This is a genomic window from Nitratiruptor sp. YY08-10, from assembly GCF_016629565.1.
Classification (GTDB): domain Bacteria; phylum Campylobacterota; class Campylobacteria; order Campylobacterales; family Nitratiruptoraceae; genus Nitratiruptor.
This window is the reverse complement of the sequence record NZ_AP023057.1, coordinates 170,312-195,986: the sequence shown is the minus strand read 5'-3', so window position 1 is coordinate 195,986 and position 25,675 is coordinate 170,312. Positions and strand designations below refer to the sequence as shown.

The 25,675-nt window shown below is 41.1% G+C and carries 24 protein-coding genes and 6 tRNA genes; 15 read left to right on the top strand and 15 right to left on the bottom strand.

Translation table 11 applies throughout. The annotated features are described in order from the left end of the window. Positions 1-26: 26 nt before the first annotated feature. The 4 genes from aroC to JG735_RS01065 all read right to left on the bottom strand — a co-directional run bounded on the left by aroC (position 27) and on the right by JG735_RS01065 (position 3,235). Positions 27-1,100 (bottom strand): chorismate synthase, encoded by a 1,074-nt coding sequence (gene aroC, locus JG735_RS01080; protein WP_201335026.1) that lies wholly within the window; start codon positions 1,098-1,100, stop codon positions 27-29. Then, complete coding sequence (gene rnc / locus JG735_RS01075; protein ID WP_201335025.1) at positions 1,093-1,773, bottom strand: ribonuclease III; 681 nt, start codon at positions 1,771-1,773, stop codon at positions 1,093-1,095. Before rnc ends, aroC begins: the two co-directional genes overlap by 8 nt. A gap of 69 nt (positions 1,774-1,842) precedes the next feature. Then, entirely contained in the window at positions 1,843-2,268 is a 426-nt protein-coding gene (rnhA, locus tag JG735_RS01070; RefSeq protein WP_201335024.1) for a ribonuclease HI, read from the bottom strand. Further along, a complete protein-coding gene (locus tag JG735_RS01065; protein ID WP_201335023.1) occupies positions 2,246-3,235 on the bottom strand; it encodes a lipopolysaccharide assembly protein LapB in 990 nt (329 codons plus the stop codon). The genes rnhA and JG735_RS01065 overlap by 23 nt, the downstream gene beginning before the upstream one ends. Before the next feature lie 37 nt (positions 3,236-3,272). Between JG735_RS01065 and dnaG the strand changes: the two genes are divergently transcribed. The 4 genes from dnaG (at position 3,273) to JG735_RS01045 (ending at position 6,357) form a co-directional block, all read left to right on the top strand. Next, positions 3,273-4,904: a DNA primase gene (dnaG, locus tag JG735_RS01060; RefSeq protein WP_236584105.1), complete on the top strand. Its 1,632-nt coding sequence runs from the start codon at positions 3,273-3,275 to the stop codon at positions 4,902-4,904. 1 nt (position 4,905) lies between these two features. Further along, positions 4,906-5,886: an argininosuccinate synthase domain-containing protein gene (locus JG735_RS01055; protein ID WP_370583461.1), complete on the top strand. Its 981-nt coding sequence runs from the start codon at positions 4,906-4,908 to the stop codon at positions 5,884-5,886. Next, positions 5,883-6,245, top strand: a complete 363-nt coding sequence (locus tag JG735_RS01050) for a diacylglycerol kinase (RefSeq protein ID WP_201335020.1) — start codon at positions 5,883-5,885, stop codon at positions 6,243-6,245. The genes JG735_RS01055 and JG735_RS01050 overlap by 4 nt, the downstream gene beginning before the upstream one ends. Before the next feature lie 36 nt (positions 6,246-6,281). After that, positions 6,282-6,357, top strand: a tRNA-Ala gene (locus JG735_RS01045). A gap of 12 nt (positions 6,358-6,369) precedes the next feature. On the opposite strand, the gene JG735_RS01040 is transcribed toward JG735_RS01045, so the two are convergent. Next, positions 6,370-6,804 carry a DUF2267 domain-containing protein gene (locus JG735_RS01040; protein ID WP_201335019.1) on the bottom strand — a complete coding sequence of 145 codons (435 nt, stop codon included), beginning with the start codon at positions 6,802-6,804 and terminating at the stop codon, positions 6,370-6,372. A gap of 47 nt (positions 6,805-6,851) precedes the next feature. Here JG735_RS01040 and JG735_RS01035 point away from each other — a divergent pair, with 47 nt between their 5' ends. Both JG735_RS01035 and JG735_RS01030 read left to right on the top strand, forming a co-directional pair. Next, positions 6,852-7,676, top strand: coding sequence for a zinc-dependent peptidase (locus tag JG735_RS01035; protein WP_201335018.1), 825 nt, complete (start codon positions 6,852-6,854; stop codon positions 7,674-7,676). A gap of 5 nt (positions 7,677-7,681) precedes the next feature. After that, the gene (locus JG735_RS01030; protein WP_201335017.1) at positions 7,682-8,614 is read left to right on the top strand and encodes an A/G-specific adenine glycosylase; all 933 of its coding nucleotides are present in this window, start codon (positions 7,682-7,684) and stop codon (positions 8,612-8,614) included. Here the strand turns inward: JG735_RS01030 and JG735_RS01025 are convergent. Further along, on the bottom strand, positions 8,589-9,395 hold the full coding sequence (locus JG735_RS01025) for a CHAD domain-containing protein (protein WP_201335016.1): 807 nt from the start codon (positions 9,393-9,395) through the stop codon (positions 8,589-8,591). The two genes, JG735_RS01030 and JG735_RS01025, sit on opposite strands and share 26 nt — an antisense overlap. 58 nt (positions 9,396-9,453) lie before the next feature. Between JG735_RS01025 and hemJ the strand changes: the two genes are divergently transcribed. Both hemJ and JG735_RS01015 read left to right on the top strand, forming a co-directional pair. Beyond that, positions 9,454-9,888: a protoporphyrinogen oxidase HemJ gene (gene hemJ, locus JG735_RS01020; RefSeq protein WP_201335015.1), complete on the top strand. Its 435-nt coding sequence runs from the start codon at positions 9,454-9,456 to the stop codon at positions 9,886-9,888. A 34-nt stretch (positions 9,889-9,922) separates the two neighbouring features. Continuing rightward, on the top strand, positions 9,923-10,414 hold the full coding sequence (locus tag JG735_RS01015; protein WP_201335014.1) for a hypothetical protein: 492 nt from the start codon (positions 9,923-9,925) through the stop codon (positions 10,412-10,414). On the opposite strand, the gene JG735_RS01010 is transcribed toward JG735_RS01015, so the two are convergent. Continuing rightward, positions 10,386-10,805, bottom strand: coding sequence for a hypothetical protein (locus JG735_RS01010; protein ID WP_201335013.1), 420 nt, complete (start codon positions 10,803-10,805; stop codon positions 10,386-10,388). The two genes, JG735_RS01015 and JG735_RS01010, sit on opposite strands and share 29 nt — an antisense overlap. Before the next feature lie 35 nt (positions 10,806-10,840). On the opposite strand from JG735_RS01010, the gene JG735_RS01005 reads away from it, so the two are divergent. The 4 genes from JG735_RS01005 to JG735_RS00990 are packed head-to-tail and all read left to right on the top strand — an operon-like array spanning position 10,841 to position 17,218. After that, on the top strand, positions 10,841-12,499 hold the full coding sequence (locus JG735_RS01005; RefSeq protein WP_201335012.1) for an autotransporter assembly complex family protein: 1,659 nt from the start codon (positions 10,841-10,843) through the stop codon (positions 12,497-12,499). After that, positions 12,496-15,099 (top strand): translocation/assembly module TamB domain-containing protein, encoded by a 2,604-nt coding sequence (locus JG735_RS01000; protein ID WP_201335011.1) that lies wholly within the window; start codon positions 12,496-12,498, stop codon positions 15,097-15,099. The genes JG735_RS01005 and JG735_RS01000 overlap by 4 nt, the downstream gene beginning before the upstream one ends. A 38-nt stretch (positions 15,100-15,137) precedes the next feature. After that, positions 15,138-15,794 carry a phosphoglycolate phosphatase gene (locus tag JG735_RS00995; protein WP_201335010.1) on the top strand — a complete coding sequence of 219 codons (657 nt, stop codon included), beginning with the start codon at positions 15,138-15,140 and terminating at the stop codon, positions 15,792-15,794. Then, a complete protein-coding gene (locus JG735_RS00990; protein WP_201335009.1) occupies positions 15,791-17,218 on the top strand; it encodes an FAD-dependent oxidoreductase in 1,428 nt (475 codons plus the stop codon). The genes JG735_RS00995 and JG735_RS00990 overlap by 4 nt, the downstream gene beginning before the upstream one ends. On the opposite strand, the gene JG735_RS00985 is transcribed toward JG735_RS00990, so the two are convergent. The 6 genes from JG735_RS00985 to JG735_RS00960 all read right to left on the bottom strand — a co-directional run bounded on the left by JG735_RS00985 (position 17,175) and on the right by JG735_RS00960 (position 18,200). Continuing rightward, positions 17,175-17,669 (bottom strand): DUF2726 domain-containing protein, encoded by a 495-nt coding sequence (locus tag JG735_RS00985; RefSeq protein ID WP_201335008.1) that lies wholly within the window; start codon positions 17,667-17,669, stop codon positions 17,175-17,177. The genes JG735_RS00990 and JG735_RS00985 overlap by 44 nt on opposite strands. Positions 17,670-17,682: 13 nt before the next feature. Continuing rightward, positions 17,683-17,767: transfer RNA gene (locus JG735_RS00980), tRNA-Leu, on the bottom strand. Positions 17,768-17,771: 4 nt separating this feature from the next. Beyond that, positions 17,772-17,848 (bottom strand) — tRNA-Arg (locus JG735_RS00975). 30 nt (positions 17,849-17,878) lie between these two features. Beyond that, positions 17,879-17,955 (bottom strand) — tRNA-Arg (locus JG735_RS00970). A 58-nt stretch (positions 17,956-18,013) separates the two neighbouring features. Next, a tRNA-His gene (locus JG735_RS00965) sits at positions 18,014-18,090 on the bottom strand. 32 nt (positions 18,091-18,122) lie between these two features. Continuing rightward, positions 18,123-18,200: transfer RNA gene (locus JG735_RS00960), tRNA-Pro, on the bottom strand. An 89-nt stretch (positions 18,201-18,289) separates the two neighbouring features. Here JG735_RS00960 and JG735_RS00955 point away from each other — a divergent pair. After that, positions 18,290-19,645, top strand: a complete 1,356-nt coding sequence (locus JG735_RS00955; protein WP_201335007.1) for a sodium-dependent transporter — start codon at positions 18,290-18,292, stop codon at positions 19,643-19,645. Between the two features lie 21 nt (positions 19,646-19,666). Here JG735_RS00955 and trxA read toward each other — a convergent pair whose 3' ends face one another. Continuing rightward, positions 19,667-20,035: a thioredoxin gene (gene trxA / locus JG735_RS00950; RefSeq protein ID WP_201335006.1), complete on the bottom strand. Its 369-nt coding sequence runs from the start codon at positions 20,033-20,035 to the stop codon at positions 19,667-19,669. A gap of 63 nt (positions 20,036-20,098) precedes the next feature. Between trxA and JG735_RS00945 the strand changes: the two genes are divergently transcribed. After that, complete coding sequence (locus JG735_RS00945) at positions 20,099-20,902, top strand: M23 family metallopeptidase (protein WP_201335005.1); 804 nt, start codon at positions 20,099-20,101, stop codon at positions 20,900-20,902. Here the strand turns inward: JG735_RS00945 and JG735_RS00940 are convergent. After that, entirely contained in the window at positions 20,862-21,641 is a 780-nt protein-coding gene (locus JG735_RS00940) for a thiazole synthase (RefSeq protein ID WP_201335004.1), read from the bottom strand. The genes JG735_RS00945 and JG735_RS00940 overlap by 41 nt on opposite strands. A 97-nt stretch (positions 21,642-21,738) precedes the next feature. Here JG735_RS00940 and JG735_RS00935 point away from each other — a divergent pair, with 97 nt between their 5' ends. Beyond that, complete coding sequence (locus tag JG735_RS00935; RefSeq protein WP_201335003.1) at positions 21,739-25,674, top strand: HAD-IC family P-type ATPase; 3,936 nt, start codon at positions 21,739-21,741, stop codon at positions 25,672-25,674. The last annotated feature ends 1 nt before the right edge of the window (position 25,675 follow it).

Genomic DNA, 25,675 nt, shown 5'->3' with positions numbered 1-25,675 from the left:
GATATCTCCTTTGTCTCATTATCGGCTTATAAATAGACTTTTTTGAGATGAGAGAGCTGGCTTGTTGCATTGAGTAAAAGCATATCCGCTATGACCAAAGCCATCATCGCTTCAGCAACAACGCTTCCCCTTGCAGCTACAAACGGATCGTGCCTGCCTTTGAGTTCAACCTCGACTTCATTGCCGTTTACATCGATGGATCGCTGTTTTTGAAATATAGAGGGCGTTGGCTTGAACCACACTTTTGCTATCACATCCTCACCGTTGCTGATACCGCCCAATATGCCTCCGGCATTATTGGAAATAAAACCCCCTTTAGTGATCTGGTCATTGTTTTGGGATCCATACAATCTACTGGCTTCTCGACCCAAACCGATATCGACCGCTTTCGCTGCATTGATACTCATGAGTGCCTCAGCAAGTACCGCATCCAATTTATAGTAGATCGGCTCTCCAAACCCCACGGGAAGATTGGTAGCTCGAACGAGCACCGCACCTCCAACACTGTCGTGCAACTCCTTAGCTTTTAGAATAGCCTCTTTTTGCAATGTTTCAACATGAGGATCTAGTGCGAATATCTCACTTGTTTTTGCATAATCAAAATCATATTCTTTTGCCTCGATTCCAGCTACTTCACACACGCCAGCTTCTACTTGAATGCCAAACTCTTTGAGTAAAAGCTTCGCAACTGCACCTGCAGCAACCCTAGCTGCCGTCTCTCTGGCGCTGCTTCTACCACCACCCCGATAATCTCTGATGCCATATTTATGCCAGTAGGTAAAATCGGCATGGCCTGGCCGAAAGATATCTTTAATATTGGAGTAATCCCTGCTTTTTTGATCTTTGTTGAATATCACCATCGCAATAGGCGTACCAGTACTTTTCCCTTCAAATACGCCACTTAAAATCTGCACCTCATCAAGCTCTTTTCGTGCCGTAGCAAATTTGCTTTTTCCTGGCCGTCTTCGATCCAACTCATTTTGAATAAACGTTTCATCTATTTCCAGCCCTGCCGGTACGCCATCTAAAACACACCCGATAGCTTTTCCGTGAGACTCCCCAAAGGTCGTCATGATAAGTCGCTTGCCAAAACTATTCATTACGTGCCTTCAAGATTTTGAGTGCCTCTTTTGCAGCCTCTTGCTGGGCGGCCTTTTTACTGCGCCCTTTTGCAGTGGAAATCGTCTCTTCATGGAGCAGCACCGCCACTTCAAACTCTTTTTTATGATCCGGCCCGCTTGAGCCAAGAAGCTTGTATGTGGGAGTTATACCGTAATGTGCCTGGGTGAATTCTTGCAATGCGGTTTTGAAATCTTTAAACAATGAGTCCAGGTCGATTTTTGGATAGGCCTCTTCCAAAAGTTTCAAAGAGAGTTCACGAACCTTTTCAAGTCCCTTTTCAAGGTATATAGCGCCCATGACCGCTTCAAAAGCGTTGGAGAGAAGACTCGGTTTTGTTCGGCCTTGATTATTCTCTTCTGCTTGGGAGATGAAGATATATTTTCCGATATCAAGCTTTTGTGCGAGTTTTGCAAATCCCTCTTCATTGACTAGAGATGCGCGAAGTTTCGATAGTTCTCCCTCGTTTGCCTTGGGAAACTTTTTAAAAAGATACTCTCCTACCACCAGGTCTAAAACAGCGTCACCCAAAAACTCCAAACGCTCGTTATTCACGGGGCTTTTATAGCTTTTGTGCGTCAGCGCCTCTTTCAAAAGCTTTTTATCCTCAAACCTGTAACCGAGTTTTTTTTCAAACTCTTCCAACTGCTTCATCAATCACCTCTTGAGAAGAACCAGAGAAAAAGAATGGCTTCTTCTTCTCTCATTCTCTTTTTTGTTATTCTATCCAATTCCTGCTTCCTTTGCCATCTCTTTGGCAATTTCATCACACCGCTCATTCTCTTCATGACCACTGTGACCCTTTACCCAGACCGCCTTGATGCGATGCGGTTTTGCAACTTCGATAAACTCCTTCCAAAGATCTGGATTTTTCACATTTTTGAAATCTTTTTTGATCCATCCTGAAAGCCATGAGTTTATAGCCTGTACTACATAATTTGAGTCACTATATACGGTTACAACACAGGGTTCTTTGAGTGCCTTTAATCCTTCTATTACAGCTTTGAGTTCCATTCTGTTGTTGGTTGTATGGGGTTCGCCTCCTTTGATGATCTTTTCATTGTCTTTATAGCGCAAAATAGCACAATACCCTCCTGGTCCCGGATTTCCCAGGCTCGATCCGTCACTAAACAGAGAAACTTTCTTCACGTTTTTCTTCCTTTGGTCGTAAAATCAGCTCTACTTTCGGAGATTCCACACTTTGGCAATTGGGACACCGGCTATAGGCAAAAGGAAAGATGTTTTTGCATTTTGGACACAGATATTCAAAATCAAGATCCGCATTTGGATAGTGCATCAAAACATCAAACTCGAATATATCACTTCTCTTTGTAAAGTTTCCATACCCTTTGGCGGTATAGAGTGCCTGCAAAAAAGGGTGGTCTGTTCGAATCTGATCTTTGGGCAGTCTCCATAAAATATCAACAATTTGCTCGTAATCTTTCGGGTCTAACACTCTCCAAGCCTTTTGGGGATCTGTTTTGAAAAGATGGGTGAAAATAACTCGCACAAGAGCAGGATGCTCTTTATAAAGCGTCACAAGATCATTAATTTCATTGGAAACTATAAATTTTCTAGCCATGAGATAGTTGGTATCAGAACTGGTATGACCGAGTTCATCAAGAGCCTCTTTGATTTTAAGAGCGTTTTGCATATCATTCATTTTCTCATATATCAGCATCAACTCAAAAAGAACATCCGCTGATCTTGGAAAATACCGCAAAATCTCCTCATATATCTCAATGCTTCGTGCCAGAAATCCCGCTTTGTAGTAGAGTTTTGCGAGCTGCTTGAGTATGAGCACTCTTTCTTGCATATCCTCAGTAGACTCTTTTAGCTGCAGATAGATTCCTATCGCTTTTTCAAAATCCCCATTTTTCATATAGGCTTTGGCAAGCTGTGCAAGCGCCTCTTTCTCCTTCTCCTCACCTGAAAACCGCAAAGGCTCTGACTTGGCATTTTCATCAAACCGTTCAAAAAACTGTTCAAGGGAGTTTTTTTGCTTTTTATTTTTCAGCAAGCCCCAGGCATAACTAAAAAAAGAGATGATGAAAATCAGACCAAAAAAGATAATGAGACCGAAAAGAGGATCGCGGTATCCCACCAAAAAATCCAAGCAAGCTCCTTTGTGGGAATTATACTATAATACCCCTATGATAGATCCGAACTCCATAGAACAGCTCAAAAATATCGTCGATATCGTTGATGTCATAGGAAACTATATCGAGCTTAAAAAAGCAGGTTCCAATTATAAAGCTCTTTGCCCTTTTCACCAAGAAGATACCCCAAGTTTTGTTGTCAGTCCATCAAAACAGATCTTTCACTGTTTTGGATGTGGAGCAGGGGGAGATGCGATCAAGTTTTTGATGGAATACGAAAAGCTGAGCTATCCAGAAGCCATCGAAAAACTTGCCGGGATGTATAACTTCTCTTTGCAAAGAACGGGATCAAAAGAGTCCAGTAGCAATCTTTTCAAAGCATTGGAGTCAATCAACAGACTCTACAAAAAGGAGCTCTTTTCCAAAAAAGAGGCACTCGATTATCTCAAACAAAGAGGTGTTGCCAACAATTCAATCGAAAAATTTGAACTGGGCTACGCTCCAGAGGGCAATACACAAATCCAATATCTCAAAAAAGAGTTCATTCCTTTGCAAGACGCTATCCAAGCCGGTATCCTCTCCCAAGATTCGGGACGAGTCTATGCAAGACTTGTTGAGCGTATCACTTTTCCCATCTATTCACCCAATGGAGCGCTTGTGGGATTTGGCGGCAGAACTATCACAAATCATCCGGCTAAATATCTCAATTCGCCGGAAACAAAACTTTTTCACAAATCAAAAATCCTATACGGCTATCACATTGCAAAACAGGAGATCTACAAGAAAAAAGAACTCATCGTCTGTGAGGGATACCTGGATGTGGTGATGCTGCATCAAGCAGGTTTTCAAAATGCCGTCGCAACACTGGGAACCGCTTTGACTCCTTCGCATCTGCCGCTTCTTCGAAAAGGCGAACCCAGAGTGATTCTTGCCTATGATGGAGACAGAGCCGGTATCGAAGCGGCTTTAAAGGCTTCTAAACTACTTACAAAAGCAGATATCGAAGGAGGAGTTGTCATCTTCACACAAGACCAGGACCCTGCCGATATGGTTAAAAATGGCCAGATACAAGAATTGCAGCATCTCTTTGCAAAGCCGATTGCTTTCATAGAGTTCGTACTCGAAAAAATCGTACAAAAATATGACATTAAAAACCCCAAAGAGAAAGAGAAAGCTCTCTTTGAAGGGATAGACTTTCTCAAAACTTTATCACCTCTTTTGCAAGAAGAGTATAAAGAGTATTTGGCAGCATTGCTGAATATCCTGCCCTCTAAAATAGTACTGCACCCACAGCAAAAAAAAGAGGCACATTACACAATGGAAGTCCATGATCCAAAAGAGCTCAGCATTATAAAAACGATGCTGACAAAACCCCATACGGCAGACATCATCTTGGATATTATCGACACAAGCCACTTTACCTACCACAAAGAGGAGTTTGAACTCGCTTTGCAAAACCAAGTAGACCATCCAAAAATACGCTCCATTTTGCTCAATGAAGACATTTTAGTCTTTGACGAAGAGCATCTAAAAAGCGAATTATTAGTTTTTTTGATAAAATATTACGAACAGAAAATCCAAAAGGTTGTCAAAGGAAATTTTCCATTCAACCAAAAAAGTTTTCTGATTCGGAAATACAAAGAAAATATAAAAAAATTGAAAAATGGGGAGTTGATTATTGAGTAAGATACGAGCACTCGCACTTTTTAGCGGTGGACTGGACAGTCTATTGGCTATGAAATTGATCATTGATCAAGGAGTTGATGTTATCGGCCTTCATTTTGATACCGGATTCGGTGGTAGAAACGCGGAACAAAAAAGAGAGTATCTGGAAAATATTGCCAAAAAAATTGGTGCGAAACTGGAAATCATCAATATTCGAGAACAGTTCATTCAAGATATTCTCTTTGATCCAAAATATGGCTATGGCAAACACTTCAATCCTTGTATCGACTGTCATGCCAATATGATCCGAGTCGCAAAAGCTCTGCTGCCAAAATTTGATGCCCACTTTGTCATCAGTGGCGAAGTTGTAGGGCAAAGACCCATGAGTCAGCGATTTGATGCACTCAAAAAAGTAGAAAGCCTATCCACAGCCGATGGACTCATCGTCAGACCACTTAGTGCCAAACTTCTTCCGCCTACCATTCCTGAACAAAAGGGATGGATCAACAGGGAAAAACTGTATGGCATAAGTGGCAGAAGCCGTGAAGTTCAGATGGAGCTTGCCAAAAAGTATGGAATAGAAAATTATGAGAGTCCAAGTGGGGGATGCCTCCTGACAGACGAGAATTTCAGTACCAAAATACGCGACCACATCAAATATGACTCATTCGATCTTGAAGATATCGATGTACTCAAATGGGGCAGACACTTCAGACTTCCCGGAGGTGCAAAACTGGTAGTAAGTAGAAACAAAGAGGAAAATGAGAAACTGGGATCTATAGAGGTGACCAAATACGAAAAATTCACTCTGCCATTGCCAGGCCCTTTGAGTCTCATTTCAAAAACGGCGAGCAACGAGGATAAAGAACTGGCGGCGAAAATCGCCTTGACCTATTCAAAAGCAAAACCTGAAAGTGAGTATGAAGTGCAAATAGGCCAAACTCTCATCAAAACATCTCCATTTGAGACAAAAAAAGAGGCTCAAAGCTTTTTTGTCCAATGAGAAACCAACCAAAATATCATCTTTTTAAAAACGCTCGCTATGCACTTGATGGTCTGATCGAGTGTTGGCGAAGTGAAACTAGTTTCAAAATAGAAGTTATACTTTTTATCCTCTTTTCCATACTCTTTTGGCTTTTACCGATTGCACTTCTATCGAAAGTGATTTTGCAAACATCTCTTTTCGTTCCACTCATCGCAGAACTTCTCAACAGTGCCATAGAACGGATAGTCGATCTTGCTTCACCCAACTATCACCCTTTGGCAAAAGCCGCCAAAGATGCAGGTGCAGCAGCAGTTCTTCTTTCACTCTTTTTGACTGTCGGTATCTGGGTAGCAGTAGCCATATTCGAACTATTTTGATTTTGTAGCAAAATTTGATATAATTGCAACCCTTACGGGGCATTAGCTCAGCTGGGAGAGCGCCACGCTGGCAGCGTGGAGGTCACCGGTTCGAGCCCGGTATGCTCCACCAATATTGCAAAATTCAAGCCTCTTGTACAAACTTTTTGATCTCTTCTGGAAGTTCAGCTGCAAGATCTTCTATTTCACCTGAGCTAATATGGCGTTTCAAAAAGGCAAAAAACTCTTTGACCAATGCTTTCGCACGTTCAGGATCATCACCAAAATCTTTATGAGATCCCCGATCCTCTTTCATCACTGCTTCAATAAAGTTTTTCAATTTTCTTATGGATTTATCGGGAAATTCGCTTAGCCTCCATCCTTCTACTCCTTCGGCTTTAATGCAGATGGGAAGCTGTGCAAGGAGGTCAAGATACTCTTGAGGGGCCACTCGTCTTCGCAATACTCGCAATACAGCTCGGACAATTCTATTGGCTTGTTGGATATCTTCCAATGCGGCTACCTGCGCAAACTCTTTGAGAAACTCTTTTGTTTTTTGGACATCCTTTTCGAAATGCATGGCAACCTCCTTTTGACTTGCTATCTTGATTTATTATACAATGGCGTATGCAATATTATCTGCTACTTTTGTCCCTGTTCGGTCTCATCTTATTGAGTGTGCTTATCTACCAGATATACCTTTTTATGGTAACGGATGCACGCTACAAACTCTATAAACGATTTGGCAGATTTCCATATACTGACATCTTGCATCGCTATTTCCCTTTATATGAAAAGTTGCCAAAGGAGCTGCAAAGGAGACTGAAAGCCTGTATCCTTACATTTATCCGCGAAAAAGAGTTCATCGGTAAAGGGATAAAAATAGACACAACCAAAAAGGTTCTCATAGCAGCCAATGCCTGTTTGCTAACAATTGGACATGACAGGTGTGAATATAAACATGTCAAATCGATCTTTCTCTATCCCGAAGCGGTTTTCAAAAAAGAGAAAATCCAACAGGGATGGATTGTAACAGAGCAAGACCAGATACTCCTTGGAGAAGCGTGGCAAGGAGGCGAAATTGTTTTAAGCTGGAAAGATCTGGTTGCAGGTGATTTGAATCCAACTGACGGCAAAAATGTGGGACTGCACGAATTTGCCCATCAGCTCGATATGGAAGATGGCGCAGCAGACGGAACACCTCCCCTTCCTTTAAAACTATACTCCAGATGGTCCCAGATCATGTCACAAGAGTACAAAAAACTTCAAAAAGAGCTCAAACATCATCATAAAGGATTTCTCGATCCCTATGCAGCTACCAACGAAGCGGAGTTTTTTGCGGTAGCTACAGAATACTTTTTCGAAAAACCGAAAAAACTCCAAAAAGAAGAACCCGAACTGTATAACCTTTTGAAAGAGTACTACAACCTCGATCCTGCCTCATGGAATTAACACGATTGCACAAAGTTTTGTTGGAATGGTTTGAAAAGCATGGTCGGCACGAACTTCCTTGGCGTCAAACGCAAGATGTCTATAAGATTTATCTTAGTGAAATCATGCTGCAACAAACCCAAGTTAGTAGAGTCGAGAGTGAGTACTATCCAAAATTTTTAAAGCGATTCCCAACACTCAAAGACCTCGCTCAAGCCAGCGAAAATGAAGTCTTGGCACTTTGGAGTGGGCTTGGATACTATTCTAGAGCTAGAAATCTTTTACAATGTGCAAAAATTTGCCAAGACGCTCTTCCAAAAGAGCCTAGAGCACTGATGAAACTGCCTGGTATAGGTACCTACACCGCCAATGCAATCTGCGCTTTTGCATACAACCAACCGGTTGCTGTTGTCGATACGAACATCAAACGGGTCTTGATGCGTTTTTTTGCTCTGAAAAATGAAAAAGAGGTGCACCAAAAGGCTCAAATGCTACTCAATACAGAAGTACCGAAAGAACACAATCTCGCCCTTATGGACCTTGGCTCACTTATTTGTACACCAAAAAATCCAAGATGTAATCAATGTCCACTACAACAGTGGTGTCTGGGAAAAGAGACTCCGCACGCCTTTGGAAAAGGAAAAGCCGTAAAAAGAGAAGAAAAAGTGATTCATTTTGGCATCTTTGTACAAAAGGGTCATATTGCCTTGCAACGATCTACTCAAAATCTTTATAAAAATATGTGGATACTTCCCACCATTGAATCTGCAAAACACCCTTTTGCTACTTTCAGACACAGCTATACCAAATACAATATTCAAGCCACACTCACTTTTTTAAACCAAAAACCACCCAATACGCACCTGATCCCTTTACAAGAACTCAGTACCTATCCAGTAGCTTCCATTGCCCAAAAAGGCATCAAAAAAGCCATCAAATTTCTTCAAGCAGATCTTTGACTTTTTTCAAGCTAAACCTGGTCTGATACTCCTCTTTCTCCTGTTCCAAATCTCCTATCACTTTCCCTAGAGCCAAAAGAGCTTCAAGTTCCAGCTGCTTTGAAGCAAGATCCCTTAAATGGGTGCACTGTACTTCCCTATCGTGAATGAGTCCCAAAATATCTTGAATCTTTTTTAATTTTTTTAGTGCAGACTTCCCTTTTGGATTCAAAAGCACATATATTTCATACAGATAGCGAAGTTTTTTACACTCGATTCGAACTTTATGCAAATCGACTTGGGGATCTAAAAAAAGCATCTTCTCTATTTTTCTTTTTCTTTTTTTGATAGCCGACTTGATCACTTGCAAAGCATCTTTATCGCTTTTGCATTCAATCTTTTGCATTTTTGACAGATACGAAGGGATCTGTTGAAGAAAGGGAGTGAGTTCTTCATACTCTTTGTCCCTTGTTTTGTGAAGTATGTCGAGTATTTGATCCAAATGCGGTTTCATAGCACTCGGAAGAGGGTGTTTTTGTAAAAGATCGATCATCACATCCAAATCCCTCGCCTTGTTTGTTCGCTGCGTAATCTCTTTAAGCCGATTTTGCACATTTTGTACATCGTTTTGATCAAAAGACTTTTTCAATGTTTTTATGATGGAGCGAGAACGTCTGGTATAGACACGAAGCTGATGAAGGTGTTCACGGTTGTGTGGTTCTTGCAAGACAAGTTTGCCAAAACGCTCTATTGCATCTGTGTAGCGCAGCAAAATGTCTTTGATGAATATACAAAACTTCATCCCTCACTCCTTTTGAAGATTATAGCTAATTTGATATAATCGCTCAAAAAGGAGATGTATGAGCGCCTATCTTTGGATTAAAGCATTCCATGTTATCAGTGTTATCAGTTGGATGGCAATGCTTTTTTATCTTCCAAGACTCTTTGTTTATCATGCGGAGCATAAGGAAAATAGAGGATTTGTCGAAGTTGTCAAAATACAAGAGCATAAACTCTACTATTTTATAGGCGTTCCGGCTCTTTGGGCATCGGTACTGAGCGGAGCAGCGATGCTTGCTATGGCTCCAGAGCTTTTCCGCACGGGACTGTGGCTTCATATCAAACTGACAGCTGCACTTTTACTGATCATATATCACTTCTCGTTGCGTTATTTTCTTGTACGATTCAAAGAAGATCGGTGCGAGAAAAATGGGAAGTTTTTCCGGATCTACAACGAGGTTCCTACGATTTTGATGATCATCATTGTCATCATGGTTATCGTCAAACCTTTCTAGGATTTGGTATACTTGACCTATCAAAGGAAACTCCATGTTTGAATCCATAGTACAAAAGATTATCGATTATACTTTTCAAAAACCAAAATACCCATTGCGTTTTCGAGAGTTGATGGAAGCAAACCGCATCGTCGTGGACAATCTTGATATCAAGATGATCCCCGGCGTGAAATTTTGCAGGCTCAAACTCTATTTCGTCTACTTTATCATCTGGAACCTCATCATCATACCATTGGCGCTTCTTTTTCACGGATTTTTAAAATCGCTCGATTGCCACGTATCCATCATTTTAGCGATACTCTTTACACTCCTTTTTTTCGGGACCTACAAAATATTTGAAGAAAGAATCAAAGAAGAGGCTGCAAAAAGGCTTATAAAAGAGGCTTGGCAAAAGTATCTTCCTCATTTTCCTTATGAAAAGTATGCAGAAGAAGTTGCACAGATTTATAAAGAAGCGATTGACAAAGAGATACCAAAGCACAAATTTGAACAGTATGTCATTGACCGTCTTGTTCAAAAGGGTTGACACCCCATACAATTTTTGTTTTGAAGCCAAGAGTATTGTCTGTCATCTTTACCCAAAGGAGATCTATAGCCCAGTAACTGCTTTGGAGCGCTTTGGCAACAGGAAAGGCTTGAAAGTATTGTTTACATTCATTCTGTGTAGCTTCCCTCACATCACCTATGAACTGGACACCCTGGATTTTATGGATCTTTTTTTCACATAACGCAATGGTTCCGCTCACTCTTGGAGAATGTTTGATCTGCTGCATATGAAATGTCTCTTGATCGCTTGCAAAGATGAGAACCATGCTCTTTTGATCAAATACATAAAAGCAGTTTGCAGCATATGGCCCTTGTGCACAGAGACTCAAAAGATGCTGAGATTGTAAAAAATCGATGATTTGCCTTTGCATTTGTATATAATACCAAAATGCGACTATGTATACTCATGCTTCTTTGTATTCCACTTTTTGCAGCTCAGGTCTGGATAGACTTTTTGGGAAACAGACATTTTGATAAAGAGAGGCTTTTTCAAGAGCTTGGCTTTGAAAAGAATCTGAGCCAAAAGCTGCTTTTCAAAAAGCTTCATCCCAAAGTGGATACACGTTTGCTGCCCACTTTATTGGAAGAGTTAAAACTTTTTTATCAAGAACAGGGGTTTTTTGATGTCTCTATCGACATGAAGTTTCAAAACAACAGTGTCATATTCATCATTGATGAAAAAGAGCCTGTCAAAATCGCAGCAATCTCCATCACAAGTGACTTCCCCATCAAACATCTTGTCCCTTTTCACAAAGGAGACCGCTTTGTAGTTCCGGCTTTTGTGAAAATGAAGAAAGATATCAAAAAGGCTCTGTTGCAAAAGGGATACTGCTCTTATGAATTTACCCCAAAAGCCTATGTACAGAAAAAAAATCATATTGCTTATATCGTCGTTTATCTTAAAAAAGGTCAAAAATGCGATATCGGCTCCATTCAAATACAATCCACCATCCCTCAAAAAGTGGTACAAGATCATATCTTTTTCAAACCAGGTCAGCTGTTCAGTCTCGAAAAGGTTGATGAGAGCTACAAAGAGCTCTACTCCTTGGGTTATTTTCGATCCATCTTTATCGATTATTCCAAAAAGATAGACAATCACATCCTTTTGGATATCAATCTCAAAGAGCGGAAGAAAAAAAACATTTACAAAGCAGGAATCGGCTATGAGACAGATAGAGGCGCACTGATCAATCTGTTTTACAAAAACACCAATTTTCACCTTCATCAGCCATCTATCACCCTCACCTATTCCGATATCAAAAAAGAGCTGAGCCTCCAAGATTTTTATCCATCTATCACACTTTTTCACAACGATTACGATATTGCCAATGCGCTCTCGATCGCACAAGACACTTATGACACATTCCAGACAGATTCGGTTCAAATCAACTCGAAATTGATCAAAAAATACTTTTCTTCTACCTACTCTTTTGGCTTGACACTGCAAATAGAGCGAGTTACAAGCGCACAATCTTGTATCACAAACGGAGACTATACGCTTTTATACCCTTCCGTAACTTTTTTTCTTGACCAGAGAGATTCAAAGGTTCATCCCACACAAGGCTGGTTTTTTTCGCTCCAGGCACAAACCTCCCTCAAAGCCTTCTCAAACAGCAACTTTTTCAAAACAGAAACTACATTGGGATGGTATTATCCCTTGCAATCGGTACAACTCTATGCAAAAGCAACATTTGGCCAGCTGCTTATCGCAAGCGGCGACCTGCCACCATCCCTTTTTTTCTATGCGGGTGGCTCATCAAGCAACAGAGCATATGGCTACCGATCCATCCATGCTTTGGATAGCAGTTGTGATATGGGAGGAAAATCGCTTCTGCAAACCACAGTTGAACTTCGAAAGCCGATCGTTAAAAATATCCAGGGAGCTCTCTTTTGGGACAGAGTCTATCTTTCCCGGAAAAGTTTTACGATAGACAGATATATAGACGGTGTTGGTTTGGGAGCTATCTATCCAACTCCTATTGGCGATATCAAAGCCTACTTTGGAATCGATCCAAAAAATATCAGCCAAAACAGTTTTTTCATTCTCATAGGAGAAAGCTTTTGAGAGTAGTTGTATCCCTGATAGAACTTTTTCTTCTTTTTTGCATGGGTATATTTTTGGCAGAAACGAAAACTCATTTTTTGCAAAAAAGCCTCCATCAACTTTTGCAGCAAAACGGCTTTACATGTGAACTACGACTCCAATCCTTGCACCATTTCTCAATTCAAAATTGCAAGTACCACAAAAAGCCTCTTGTACAACAGGTTGATATCTTTTTTGAATACCTTCCTCTACTTCAAGGCACTTTCGTCTTAGACAGCCTCACAATAAAAGATCTTGATCTAAAAACTGCTCAAAGTATCACAATACAAAGGAGCGATCACTCAACTCAAAACATTTTTGATATTTTGATCAAAAAAGCTTCCATCACTGCACACTATCAAAGGAACAACATCAAAGCCACATTGCACCATATCACCCCTTCCTATGCCACAATCGATGCAATAGCGGCAACTACGCCATATGGAAAAGCGGACGCAAAAGGAATCTATAAACAAAAAAAAATATACCTTCAGGGGACAGCATATCCCAAAGAGAATCTCTATCCCCATACCAAGAGCACTCCTATCCCATTTGAGCTGACGATTTCTACTAAAAGAATCGATTTTGAAGCCTCATGCCAAAAGGTTCAGTATCAATCACTTCTTGCCAAGAATATCAAAGCAGAAGGAGTGTATGACTACAAAAAAGTTCATGCTGCCATCAAAACATCACTCCATCACGATTTGGCTGATGCAAATGTAACTGCAAAGATACTCTATGATGGAAATCTGCAATACCGTGCAAAAGGCCTTTTGCACAACAAACCTTTCTTGCCAGAAATAGACTACACAAGTTATCAAACATTCGATTTTGAAGCCAACGGTTCATTGAAACATCATGCAATTCTCTTAAAAAATTCCATTTTCCATATCACAGCAAATCTGAACACTGACAAAACTTTCTCAATCGATGTTGCACCGCTGCAACTCTACTCTGTTTTGAAACTTCCTCACATACCAAAAGATGCTACGGTATCACTGAAAGCAAACGGTGATAGACAACAGGGAAATTTTCATATTCTTTCCAACTATTTCTGGACAAAAGGCTACTGGAAAAAGGATGTAATTGAAGCGAACTTGCGTTTTTTCAAAGATATACCACCCTTTCGACTATCAAAACTGCCCAAAACTCTCCTACAAGCCAATCTATCCCAAAAAGCAGTTACCATTCACAATGATCTTTTGAATCTATCATTCAAAAACAATCATGGAACGATCCAGTTTGACGATACTTCCATCCAATTTACAAAAAAGCAATCCTCCATCAGCTTTCAAGCAGTATCCAAATCACTACAAAAAGCGACTTCTCTTCTCAAGACCATCTATCCCGATATTCCTATAATAGAGGATGTACCCTGCAAATGCAGCGGGATATATGATTTACACAAAAAAAGGTATGAAGCCAAGATAACCATCCATCCCAAAAAGAAACCCTTTTTGAAAAATGTTCAGTTTTTCGAAGCAAAATTTCATGGCAATATGCAAAAAATCATCCTTGATTATTATGCGCTTGTCATCAAAGGACATGGGATGTATGCCACAAAACCATCAGTTCTTATCAAAAAGAATCAAACATTTTTGATCAAAAGCTTTTGGATTGACGATTCTATTCTTGCACAAGGGAGATACGATATCGGTAAAAAAAGCGGAATTGTTACGATTCATTCCGATGCATATCGATATTCAAACATCGAAGGCGAAGCCATCGCTGCCATCGACCTTCGCACCACCATTCACAATACCTACTTCGATGTCGAAGGAACAGTCACAATTGATTCAGCCACCATTACATATGCTCCCAAAAAGGTTCGAACCATCAATGATAAAGACATCATCATCCTCGATGAACCTCTCCAAAGCCAGTCCAACTTTTTCAAAGACCATGTAGCATTGGCTGTTACGATCAAGTCCAAAAAGAGGCTTCGATACAAGATACCTGAACTCGATGTGTGGTTTCAACCCGATATCATGCTTTACAAAGAGTATCAAAAAGATCTTCAAGTGTTAGGCACTGTAAAAATTTTGAAAGGAATGTACGAAACAATCAATTCAAAATTTATTATCTTGCCATCACAGCTTAACTTCTATGGACCGCCAACGTCACCGATGCTTGAACTCTATCTAAAAACGGAAAAAAAAGGGTATCGTATATTTATCACTATCAATGGAGACACAGAAAATCCGGTGCTTCATTTTGACAGCGAACCACCACTACCAGCTAACGATATACTGGCTCTTCTTGCGTTCGGAGGCAAAAGCGGCTCTTTAGTCTCTTCAGCTCTTGGAGGTCCAAAGTTGAGCGCACTTTTTTCCAATCTCTTTATCAAAGATCTCCTCGGTACTTTCTCTATTCAACCAGATTCTTTGTCGCTCATTACCTCAAAAAATAGAATCGGATTTGAAATCGGAAAGAAGTTGAGCGACAAAATCACTATTCTTTACAAAAATGATGAGGTTTCCACTATCATTGTTCGATATGAGATCAATGACCATTTTGAAGGAGATATCGAGTTTGGTCCCCAAAAAAGCGGAGCCCATCTTTTTTACAGAAAAATAAAATAATATTCTTTGCTACAATTTGGAAAAAATTTGGAGGGGATGTGAAAGAGGCAATACTTTTTGATCTCGATGGCACGCTCATCGACAGTGTCCCGGATCTTGCAGATGCAGTAAATGCCATGCTTATGGAAATTGGCAAGGAACCCTTTGAAGAAAAAAAGATACGAAACTGGGTGGGAAATGGTGCAACAATGCTGGTTAAAAGAGCTCTCAGTGGCTCAAGCGAACCAAAAGGAGTAGATGAGGAGCTTTTTCAAAAAGCATTGCAGATCTTTTTTGAAAAATATGAAAACAATCTTTGCAATAAAACCTCTTTGTATCCGGGAGTCAAAGAGACTCTGTCACAACTGCATACGAAGTATCCTCTCGCCATAATAACCAACAAACCGCATCGCTTTGTTAGACCAATTTTAGAATCTCTCGGTATCGATACCTATTTCTCGCTTATCTTGGGAGGCGATTCACTGCCTGAGAAAAAACCGCACCCAAAGCCTCTTTTGCATGCCTGTGAAAGACTCTCTTGTCACCCAAAAAATTCTCTCATGGTGGGAGACAGCAAAAACGATATCATAGCTGCCAAAGAGGCTGGTATTCCGGTCGTTGCCGTAGATTGGGGATATAACTATGATGAACCGCTAACAATCTATCAACCAGATTATATCATCAAAGATTTTACGGAGTTGGAGAAACTGCTATGAAAATAGCTATCGTAGGAGGCGGAGTCGCAGGAGCAAGTACAGCCATCTATCTTGAGAAATTGGGAATTGAATGTACTCTTTTTGAAAAGAAACCCCGTTTGATCTCGGGTCCACCGGCATGCCATCTGCATGCAGGCGGCAATCTCTATCCAGATATCAGCGATGAACAGAGAAAGCAGCTTTTACGAGAATCGATCGAATTTTTACGCTTCTATCCACAGGCCATCGAAAAGCGCCCGACACTTTTGGCTGTCCCCAAAGATATACCGATCGATATCGATGAGTTGGTAAATCGCACAAAGAAACTGGCTCTCTTTTATGAAAAACTTGTCCAGTCCGATCCGGCAAATGAAGTACTGGGTAAACCAGAAAACTACTTTTTGACCTTTTCAAAAGCGGATGTTTTAGCATTGCGAGGCCTAAAACCAAAAAAAATCCCTCAAACGCCAAAAGAGTGGCTCATTCCTTTTGCCAATGAAGTGGATCTTGAAAAGCTTAAATTTCCTGTCATTTTAGTGCAAGAGTATGGAATCAACATTTTTCGTCTCAGCGCCATAGCCGAGCTTCTGCTTCAAAACACCGATCTTCGTCTAAACACAAAAGTCACTCATGTGCAAAAAAGAGAAGATGGATTTGTAATCACTTCCCAAAATACACATGAAACGAAAGAGGAGTATTTTGATTTTTTGATCAACGCCGCCGGATTTGAAAGCGGAATTATCGATGACTTTTTGGGATACTACCGAGAAAGGCTTGTTGAGTTCAAAGCTGCATATGTTACAAAATATCATAACAAATATCTCTATCCGGAGATGATCTTTCACGGTATACGAGGAACGGACAAAGGAATGGCACAGTTTACCCCATATCCAGAGGGCTACTATCAGCTTCACGGTATGCGAAAAGATATCACTCTTTTCAAAGATGGTGTGGCAAAAAGTGAACCTCCTTCGAGCCAACCAAAACTCCCTCAAAAATATGTCAACTTCATAGAAAAAGGTTTCGATCCCAAGCTTGCACATGATAGGACCAAAAAAGCCATCTGGTATGTCAGCCGCTACATTCCTCCATTTTCCAAGGCACTGCCCACTTCTACACCACTTTTTGGAGCCCAGCAGGTCCCAGGAAGAGATTTGAGTCTAAGAGCCGCGGAGATCTCTTTTGAAGGGGACCGTTATGCAAGATGTGAAATCGTCAAAGTCTCATCCATTTTCACTATGGCCGATGCAATTGTTCAAAAACTGATCACATTGCAGACTCTTCCTCCCACATCCCAAGGAATTCGAATCGAAGGTGAGCTATTGGATGAGAAAGCTATCGATCAATTGGCACAAAATATTGCGGCACAAAGAGGCTATCCGACAGCAATGGCAAAACTCTCTATCCCTTACATTGCTTTAGAATCTGGGAACGAAGCTCTTTGATATCATAGCTTTTTGCCGTTTTTACTCGTATGAGTGGAACACCTGCCGTTTTGCAGGCCCACTCTATGAACCGATCTCTCTCTACTCGATCAGCTCTGGAATGCGATGCATCATCTAGCTCCAAAGCAGCCACAATATCCAGTTTTGCATCACACAGTACATAGTCAAAATGTTTACAAGCCACTTTGTTAAAAGCGCTTTGCCATCTGCTTCGATCTTTTGTGGTGATTGGCAGCAAAACATCCGCCGCTCGTACTTTAGCAAAAATATAGTATTCATTTCCTATTGCTTGTTGTAAATGAATAAAAAACTTTCGTTCACTTGGCGTAAATATCTTTTCAACAGCTTTGTATTTTAACGGCGCTTTTTTCCAAAAGAAGAGAAGAATGAGGATAACTATGAGAAAAAAAAGTGACAGGATTAAGATTTGATCTAGTGAAAAATTGTACAAATATACGCCTCTGTGGTGCGGGAGAGAGGACTCGAACCTCCACGCCTTGCGGCACCAGATCCTAAGTCTGGCGCGTCTGCCAGTTCCGCCACTCCCGCGAAGTGGTACGCCCGCCAGGACTCGAACCTGGAACCTACGGCTTAGAAGGCCGTTGCTCTATCCGGTTGAGCTACGAGCGCATGATAAACAGTATAAACAGTGATAAGTAGTGGCACGCCCGAGAGGAGTCGAACCTCTAACCTACGGATCCGAAGTCCGTTGCTCTATCCAATTGAGCTACGGGCGCACATTCGACCCATAGGCGAAAGCTTTTTAGAGAAACATATCAAATGGCCCGTTACCTATGGGGTGGATGACCGGATTCGAACCGGCGACCCCCAGAGCCACAATCTGGTGCTCTAACCAACTGAGCTACACCCACCGTCGAGTGCTGAAAAAAAAATATTTTGAAAATGGTCGGGGCGGAGGGATTCGAACCCCCGACCCCCTGGTCCCAAACCAGGTGCGCTAACCAGACTGCGCTACGCCCCGCTCATCTTTAGGACTGAAATTATAGGCAAAATTGTTCCCTTTGTCAAGATAGTTGCTATAATATCGAAAACCAAATAATAGGAGAGGTCTTGAAAATACAAAAATTTAGCAAGATCGGGTTTATTATGGCTGCAGCTGGAAGTGCCGTCGGACTTGGTAATATCTGGAAATTTCCCTATATGACAGGCGAATATGGTGGTGGGGCTTTTGTTCTTGTCTATCTCGTAACGATCGCTTTTATAGGTTTTTCTGTCATGATTGCTGAAATGCTCATAGGTGCACTTGGGAAAAAAGATACGGTCAGCTCTTTTGAAGAATTGGCGCCACCAAATAAAAAATGGTGGAAATATGCCGGTTTTATGGGTTTTAACGGTATCATTATCATGACTTTCTACTCTGTCGTCATAGGATGGATACTCTATTATCTTTTTTATGTTGTATTAGCGGGTCTTCCAAGCGATACGCAAACCGCAAAAAACATCTTTTCTGATTTGGTAGGCAATGAGATTTTGGCTCAGATATTTTTTCACACTGTCTCCACTATCATCGTAGGGTATGTAGTCTATCGTGGAATCAAGGGTGGAATAGAAAAAGTCAACCTCATTTTGATGCCAGCACTCATGATCATACTCTTCGGTCTTTTGGTCTATGCCTCTTCACTGGACGGTTTTTCAAAAGCTTTGGCTTTTATGTTTGAACCAAAGTGGGAGAAGCTGAACTCCGAAGCCTTTATCCGTGCCATAGGACACTCTTTCTTCACTCTTTCTCTCGGTATGGGTGCCATCATGACCTATGCCGCCTCTTTGCCAAAAGATGCAAGTATCACAAAAACCGCATTCATCGTTACTTTCATGGATACGCTCATTGCACTCGTAGCAGGACTTGTTATTTTTAGCTTTTTGTTTCAGTTTGGTGCCAAGCCTGGACAGGGTCCTGGACTTGTTTTCATATCTTTACCAACAATTTTGAACAACTTTGGAACTTTAGGCATATTTTTTGCCCTTCTGTTTTTCTTAGCTCTGGCTTTTGCAGGGCTCACATCAGCAGTGAGTCTGGTAGAGCCTGTTGTGCAATATTTTATCGATAGATTTAACATGACACGAACAAAAGCAGTAGTGGTTACGAGTATTGTCTACTGGCTGGTAGGAATAGCAGCACTTTTATCTTTTACAAATAGCTGGGGAAAAGTTTTTAGCATTGCCGGAAAACCGCTCTTTGATATCTTAGAATTTACGACAGACTCTATCTTACTTCCACTTGGAGGTTTTGCAATTGTTATTTTTGTAGGATATGTTTTACCAAAAACAGAGGTACGAGCTCACCTTCACAAACCCGGCGAACTCACAGGAAATCTCTTCTCGATCTGGATGTTCAGTATCCGCTATATCGCTCCAGTCGCTCTTATTTTTATGATGCTCAATCTTATGGGAATTGTACAATTGTGATCACTGGGATAAGGCAACGCCTTATCCATTTTGCTCCTGCTTCGCCATCTCTTCCCGCACCTTATCCATATCAAGTTCTTTGACTTGTCGGATAAGATCTTCCAAAGCCTCTTCAGGTAAGAGTCCTGGCTGCATAAAAAGTACGATCCCTTCTCTTATAATAGCAACAGTAGGGATAGAAGTGATGTTGAAATGTGCTGCCAAATCTCTTTCCTCTTCCGTGTTTATCTTTCCAAAAAGTATTTCCGGATGTTTTTGGGAGACCTTTTCAAAAATTGGACCAAACTCTTTACAAGGCCCGCACCAAGGTGCCCAAAAATCAAGTATCACAATATCGTGTGATGCGACTTTTTCGTTGAAGTTCTGTGAAGTCAAATTTTCCAATGCCATAGTATTCCTTTCAATAAAATCATAACATTATATAACAACCTCTGAGTGTGTTACAATACCTCCATGAAATTTCTACTCTTTTTCCTCACCATACTATATACCTATGTATTTGCAGTAACGATTCACAATGGTCAAACATTCATTCACCATTTTGATCAAAACTTTTCCACAAGCTGTAAAAATTATACTTCGGCCAACCACCTACTCATCATTCCATTCTCCTATTACACAAATGAAACCTCCTGCTTTGTTTTAATTGATGGCAAAAAAATAGTGCTCACTATAACACCAAAAAAATATCCACAAGAGTCCCTCCATGTGCCCAAAAACAGAGTTGCTCCTCCTAAAAAAGTCTTAAAACGCATCGAAAAAGAGTTCAAAGAAGCAAAGAAAATATACTTGACAACCTCACCAAACAATTACCTCCGTGGACATATCATCTTACCCGTTGATACATCGATCACAGATCCATTTGGCATAGCAAGGATCTTCAACGGCAAACTCAAAAGCTATCATTCCGGTACCGACTTTCGAGCTTTGGTAGGTTCACCTGTCAAAGCTATCAATAGGGGAAAAGTGATATTAGCGAAAAAACGATACTATGCAGGAGGTTCTATTGTCATAGACCATGGCAAAGGTATTTATAGCTGTTACTATCATTTAAGCAAATTCCTAATCCAACCAGGAGATATGGTGGAAAGAGGGGATATTATCGGATTGAGCGGAAAAAGCGGACGAGTGACGGGACCACATCTTCATCTCACTATCAAAATCAAAGGGGTCGCTGTGGACCCCATCCAATTTATCAAAACGTATAACAAAACTATTAAAACTGTATCATCCCCTCACTTGGACTGGAAGCCGTAGCATACGGTTTTTTAGGAATTCTTCCAGCTAAATAGCTCATACGACCCGCTATTACTGCATGTTTCATTGCTTCTGCCATAGCAATCGGATTTTTCGCCTGAGCAATTGCTGTGTTTGTCAGAACTCCATCAGCTCCTAATTCCATCGCGATCGCCGCATCGCTAGCGCAACCTACTCCGGCATCAACAATTACTGGAACATTGACAGCCTCTTTAACAAAAACTACATTGTATCTGTTTTGGATACCAAGTCCACTTCCAATAGGAGCTGCTAGTGGCATAACCGCTGCAGCTCCGGCATTTTCAAGCTTTTTTGCCGTAATTGGATCGTCATTGGTATATGCCATAACAGTAAATCCGTCATTGGCTAGTACTTCGCACGCTTTGATGGTTTCAATTACATCGGGATAAAGTGTCTTTTGGGTATCGCCAATGATCTCCAATTTGATGATATCGATACCCGTTGCTTCACGAACCATTCGAAAAAGCGTTATCGCCTCTTCGGCCGTCGTACACCCTGCACTGTTTGGCAAAAGCTGCACATCACTATCTTTAAAATAGTCCATAAGATTCTCTTTATTTGGATCAGTAATATTGACTCTTCGTACAGCTACCGTAATCATCTGGGCACCACTTGCAATGGTTGCGTCATAAGTCGTCTTAAAATCGGGGTATTTCCCGCTTCCAACAATGAGTCTACTGGTAAACTCATATTTTCCGATTTTCAAAATATCAGCCATTTGCACTCCTATTTAGGATAGAATTTGTCTTATTCTACTTCAAACTGACGTTCTTGTCAAAAGCTTCAATTTATCTATAAAAAGCTACAATCATACTATGAGTGAACAATTTTTAGGCCAGTTTCTCCTTTTGTTGGCTCTTTTGTTTGGCTTTACCTACTTTTTAGCAGGCTTTTTTGAAAAATTAAAGATTCCTGGTATTTTAGCTGCTCTCTTCGTAGGTATGGGGATTCATTACACTCCTATCAATACAATGCTGCAATCTGGGCTCGGGGGAAACATCTTTACTCTCCTTGCAGATCTTGGCGTGCTATTTTTACTCTTTTTTATCGGACTGCAAATTGATATAAAAGAGATGAAAAGCCAAAGCGGTGAAATAGTCCTTGCTACACTGCTCAATACGATCATTCCCTTTTTGATGGGCATTGGTGTTATGCTCTATCTGGGATATGGATGGCTCATCGCCTTTGTGATAGGCCTTACCCGTATGCCAACAGCTGAAGCTGTAATAGTACCCATTTTAGATGAATTCAATCTCATCCGAACAAAAATTGGCAACTATATCGTTGGAGCTGGGGTACTTGATGATGTTATCGAAGTATTTCTCGTAGCTTTCGTCTCTGTGTGGATCGGTATGAAAACCGGAGTAGTAAGGAGTGAATCCCAAGAGATTACCGATATTTTAATAAACGCAACTATCTTCATCGCTGCTGCTTTTCTTGCTAGAAAATTTATATTAGTACCTCTATCTAAATGGACAAAAACGACAGTAGTCAACCTCATCGTCTTGATGATCCTCACACTTTTCATCTTTGGAGGATTTGCCGAATACAGTGATCTTGGCCTTGTTGTGGGTGCCATTGTCGCTGGTATCATTATCCGGCCTGTTTTTGACAAGGCAGGTGAAATTGGCGAAAATGCAACAAAGGCAGTGAAAGCTGTAAGCTACGGTTTTTTTGGTATTCTCTTCTTCCTTTGGATTGGAATGAGTGTGGACCTTGAGGGTCTTATCAAAGCTCCGGAACTCGCAATCCTACTCTTTTTGGCTACCTTTGTAGGAAAACTCATAGGTATCCTCCTTATGGTCCCTATGAAAAAACTTACTTTTAAAGAGGCAATAACGATTGGAATAGGACTCAATGCAAGGCTTACTACTGAAATCATTGTCGCCAAACTGCTTTTGGATGCAAAAATCATCGATACGGAGCTCTTCACAGCTTTAATAGCCGCTTCGAGTGTTTCTACCGTTATTGTGCCACTCACATTCTCTTTGCTAGCTTCAAGATGGAAAGATGAGTTTGTATCTGCACCCGCTATTACACCAAAAGAGCGTGCAGCCATCAAAGAGGCTCCAATACCTTGGCATGCGAAAAAGATTGAAGAAATTATACAGCTTTTGCATACCGATCCTAAAAGAGGACTCAGTGATGAAGAAGCGCAAAAACGGCTGCAAGTTTATGGCCCCAACAAGATAGTTTCCACCAAAAAAATCCCTTGGTACGTTATCTTGTTTCGGCAGTTTACTGATGTACTCATCCTTATCCTTCTTGTAGCTGCAGGGATCAGTTTCGCTATAGGCGAAGTGGGCGATGGCTGGACTATTATGGCTATTGTTATCCTCAACGGCATCTTGGGTTTTGTTCAAGAATTCAAAGCAGAAAAAGCGATCGAAGCACTGCAAAAAATGCTCTCACCACACTGCAAAGTACTTCGTAATAGTGAGCAAAAAGAGATAGAGACCAAATACCTTGTACCTGGTGATGTTGTCATACTTCAAATAGGAGACAAAGTCCCGGCAGATCTTCGTCTTATTGAATCTGTCAATCTTAAAATAGACGAATCCGCACTCACAGGCGAATCGGTACCGGTCAACAAATGGATAGATCCCGTTCCTCAACAAGCCCCATTAGCAGAGCGAAAAGATATGGCTTATATGGGAACAAATGTAACCAATGGATATGGTAAAGGGATCGTTGTAGCAACGGGTATGGCTACAGAATTTGGCAAAATCGCCAAACTCACAAGCGAAGTAGAGCAAGCTCCCACGCCACTGCAACGAAAACTAGCGGTTCTAGGCAAAAAACTTGGCATCATCTCCATCGCAATTTCCGTTCTTGTTGCCATAATTGGATATCTTTTTGGAAAAGATCTTTTTGAAATGTTCATGACAGGCATCTCTTTGGCTGTAGCCGTTGTGCCCGAGGGTTTGCCTGCAGTTGTCACCATTACACTGGCTCTTGGAGTCAAAGCGATGGTCAAACGCCATGCACTGCTAAGAAGACTCCAGGCAGCAGAGAATCTTGGAAGTGCAAATGTGATCTGTACCGATAAAACCGGTACCCTCACCCAAAATCAGATGACAGTCAAAAAAATATGGCTTTTTAGTGAAGAGATTGAAGCTACTGGCAGTGGCTACGATCCGGCTGGACATTTTGAGAAAAATGGTAAAAAAGTAGACTATAAACATGATAAAGCTCTTTTGAAACTGCTACATACTGGACTTGTTTGCAATCACGCATCGCTAAAAAAAGATCAAAACGGATGGCATGCCATAGGAGATCCCACAGAGGTTTCATTGATTGTTGCAGCATATAAAGCTTGGCTTGCACCAAAAGATGAAAAAATCATCAGTGAGTTTTCATTTAATAGTGAGCGAAAACGAATGACGGTGATTGTCGATGAGAACGGCAAAAGAGTTGCCTATATCAAAGGTGCCCCGGAAGTACTATTACAAAGAGCTGCATATTATGATGATGGCTCTGGCATCAAGCCGCTTGATGAAAAGATGAAAAAACAGTTTGAAGAGGCTTATATCCAATATGCAAAAAGTGGGCTCCGGACCCTTGCGCTCGGATATATAATTGTTCCAGATTCTATAAAGCTTGATCCGGATGATGTAGAAAAAGATATCGTACTTCTTGGTATTGTAGGCATTATCGATCCTCCTCGTCCTGAAGTTCCAGACGCTATCAAAACGGCCCAAGAAGCAGGCATCAAAGTGATTATGATCACCGGAGATGCCCCTTTGACAGCTCTGGCTATTGCAAAAGAGATCGGTCTCAAGGCAACAAGAGCCATCACCGGCAATGAATTAGCCACAATGGATGATGATGCTTTACAAAAAGCCATCAAAGAGGATGTGATTTTTGCTCGCGTAGCACCACAGGACAAACTTCGCATCGTCGATATCTTGCAAAAAGAGGGACTCATTGTCGCAATGACAGGAGATGGAGTCAATGACGCTCCAGCACTCAAAAAAGCAGACGTAGGCATAGCCATGGGGCTTAGAGGAACAGATGTGGCAAAAGGAGCAGCAGATATTATTTTGCTCGATGACAATTTTGCATCCATCATCAAAGCAGTCAAAGAGGGAAGACGCCAGTATGACAATATCAAAAAATTTGTCACATATCTGCTCTCTTCCAATACCGGTGAAGTGATTGCCATTTTTGTCAATATTTTACTGGGAGGCCCTCTCATCTTGCTTCCTGTGCAGATACTTTGGATGAATCTTGTGACTGACGGAATGACTGCGGTGGCTTTGGGTGTAGAGCCTGCAGAAGCCGGCATTATGAAAAGACCACCCCAGGCTGTGAATGCTCCATTTTTGCAGCTGCGTGGTATTATAATGATTCTTTTGCTAGGATCCTATATCGGTTTTGGCACACTTTGGCTCTTCCACCACTATCTCTCTTTGGGATTACCACAAAATGAAGCTATTGCGTTAGCGCAAACTGTCGCCTTTACAGGTATTATTATTTTAGAAAAGATGAATGTCTTCAACTACCGAAGCCTTCATGCACCTATGCCGGTTATTGGCTTTTTTTCCAATCCATGGTTACTCCTTGCTTGGACCTTCACGGTTGGAGCACAAGTAGCTGCAGTTTATGTACCGTTTTTACAAAACGCACTCCATACAGTGCCACTGCAACTTAAAGATTGGGCACTGATTTTCGAAATAGCAGTTCCTATTTTTCTTGTTGTAGAATTGTATAAATGGTTTGAGTGGTGGGTGTTAAGGAAAAAGGGATGAT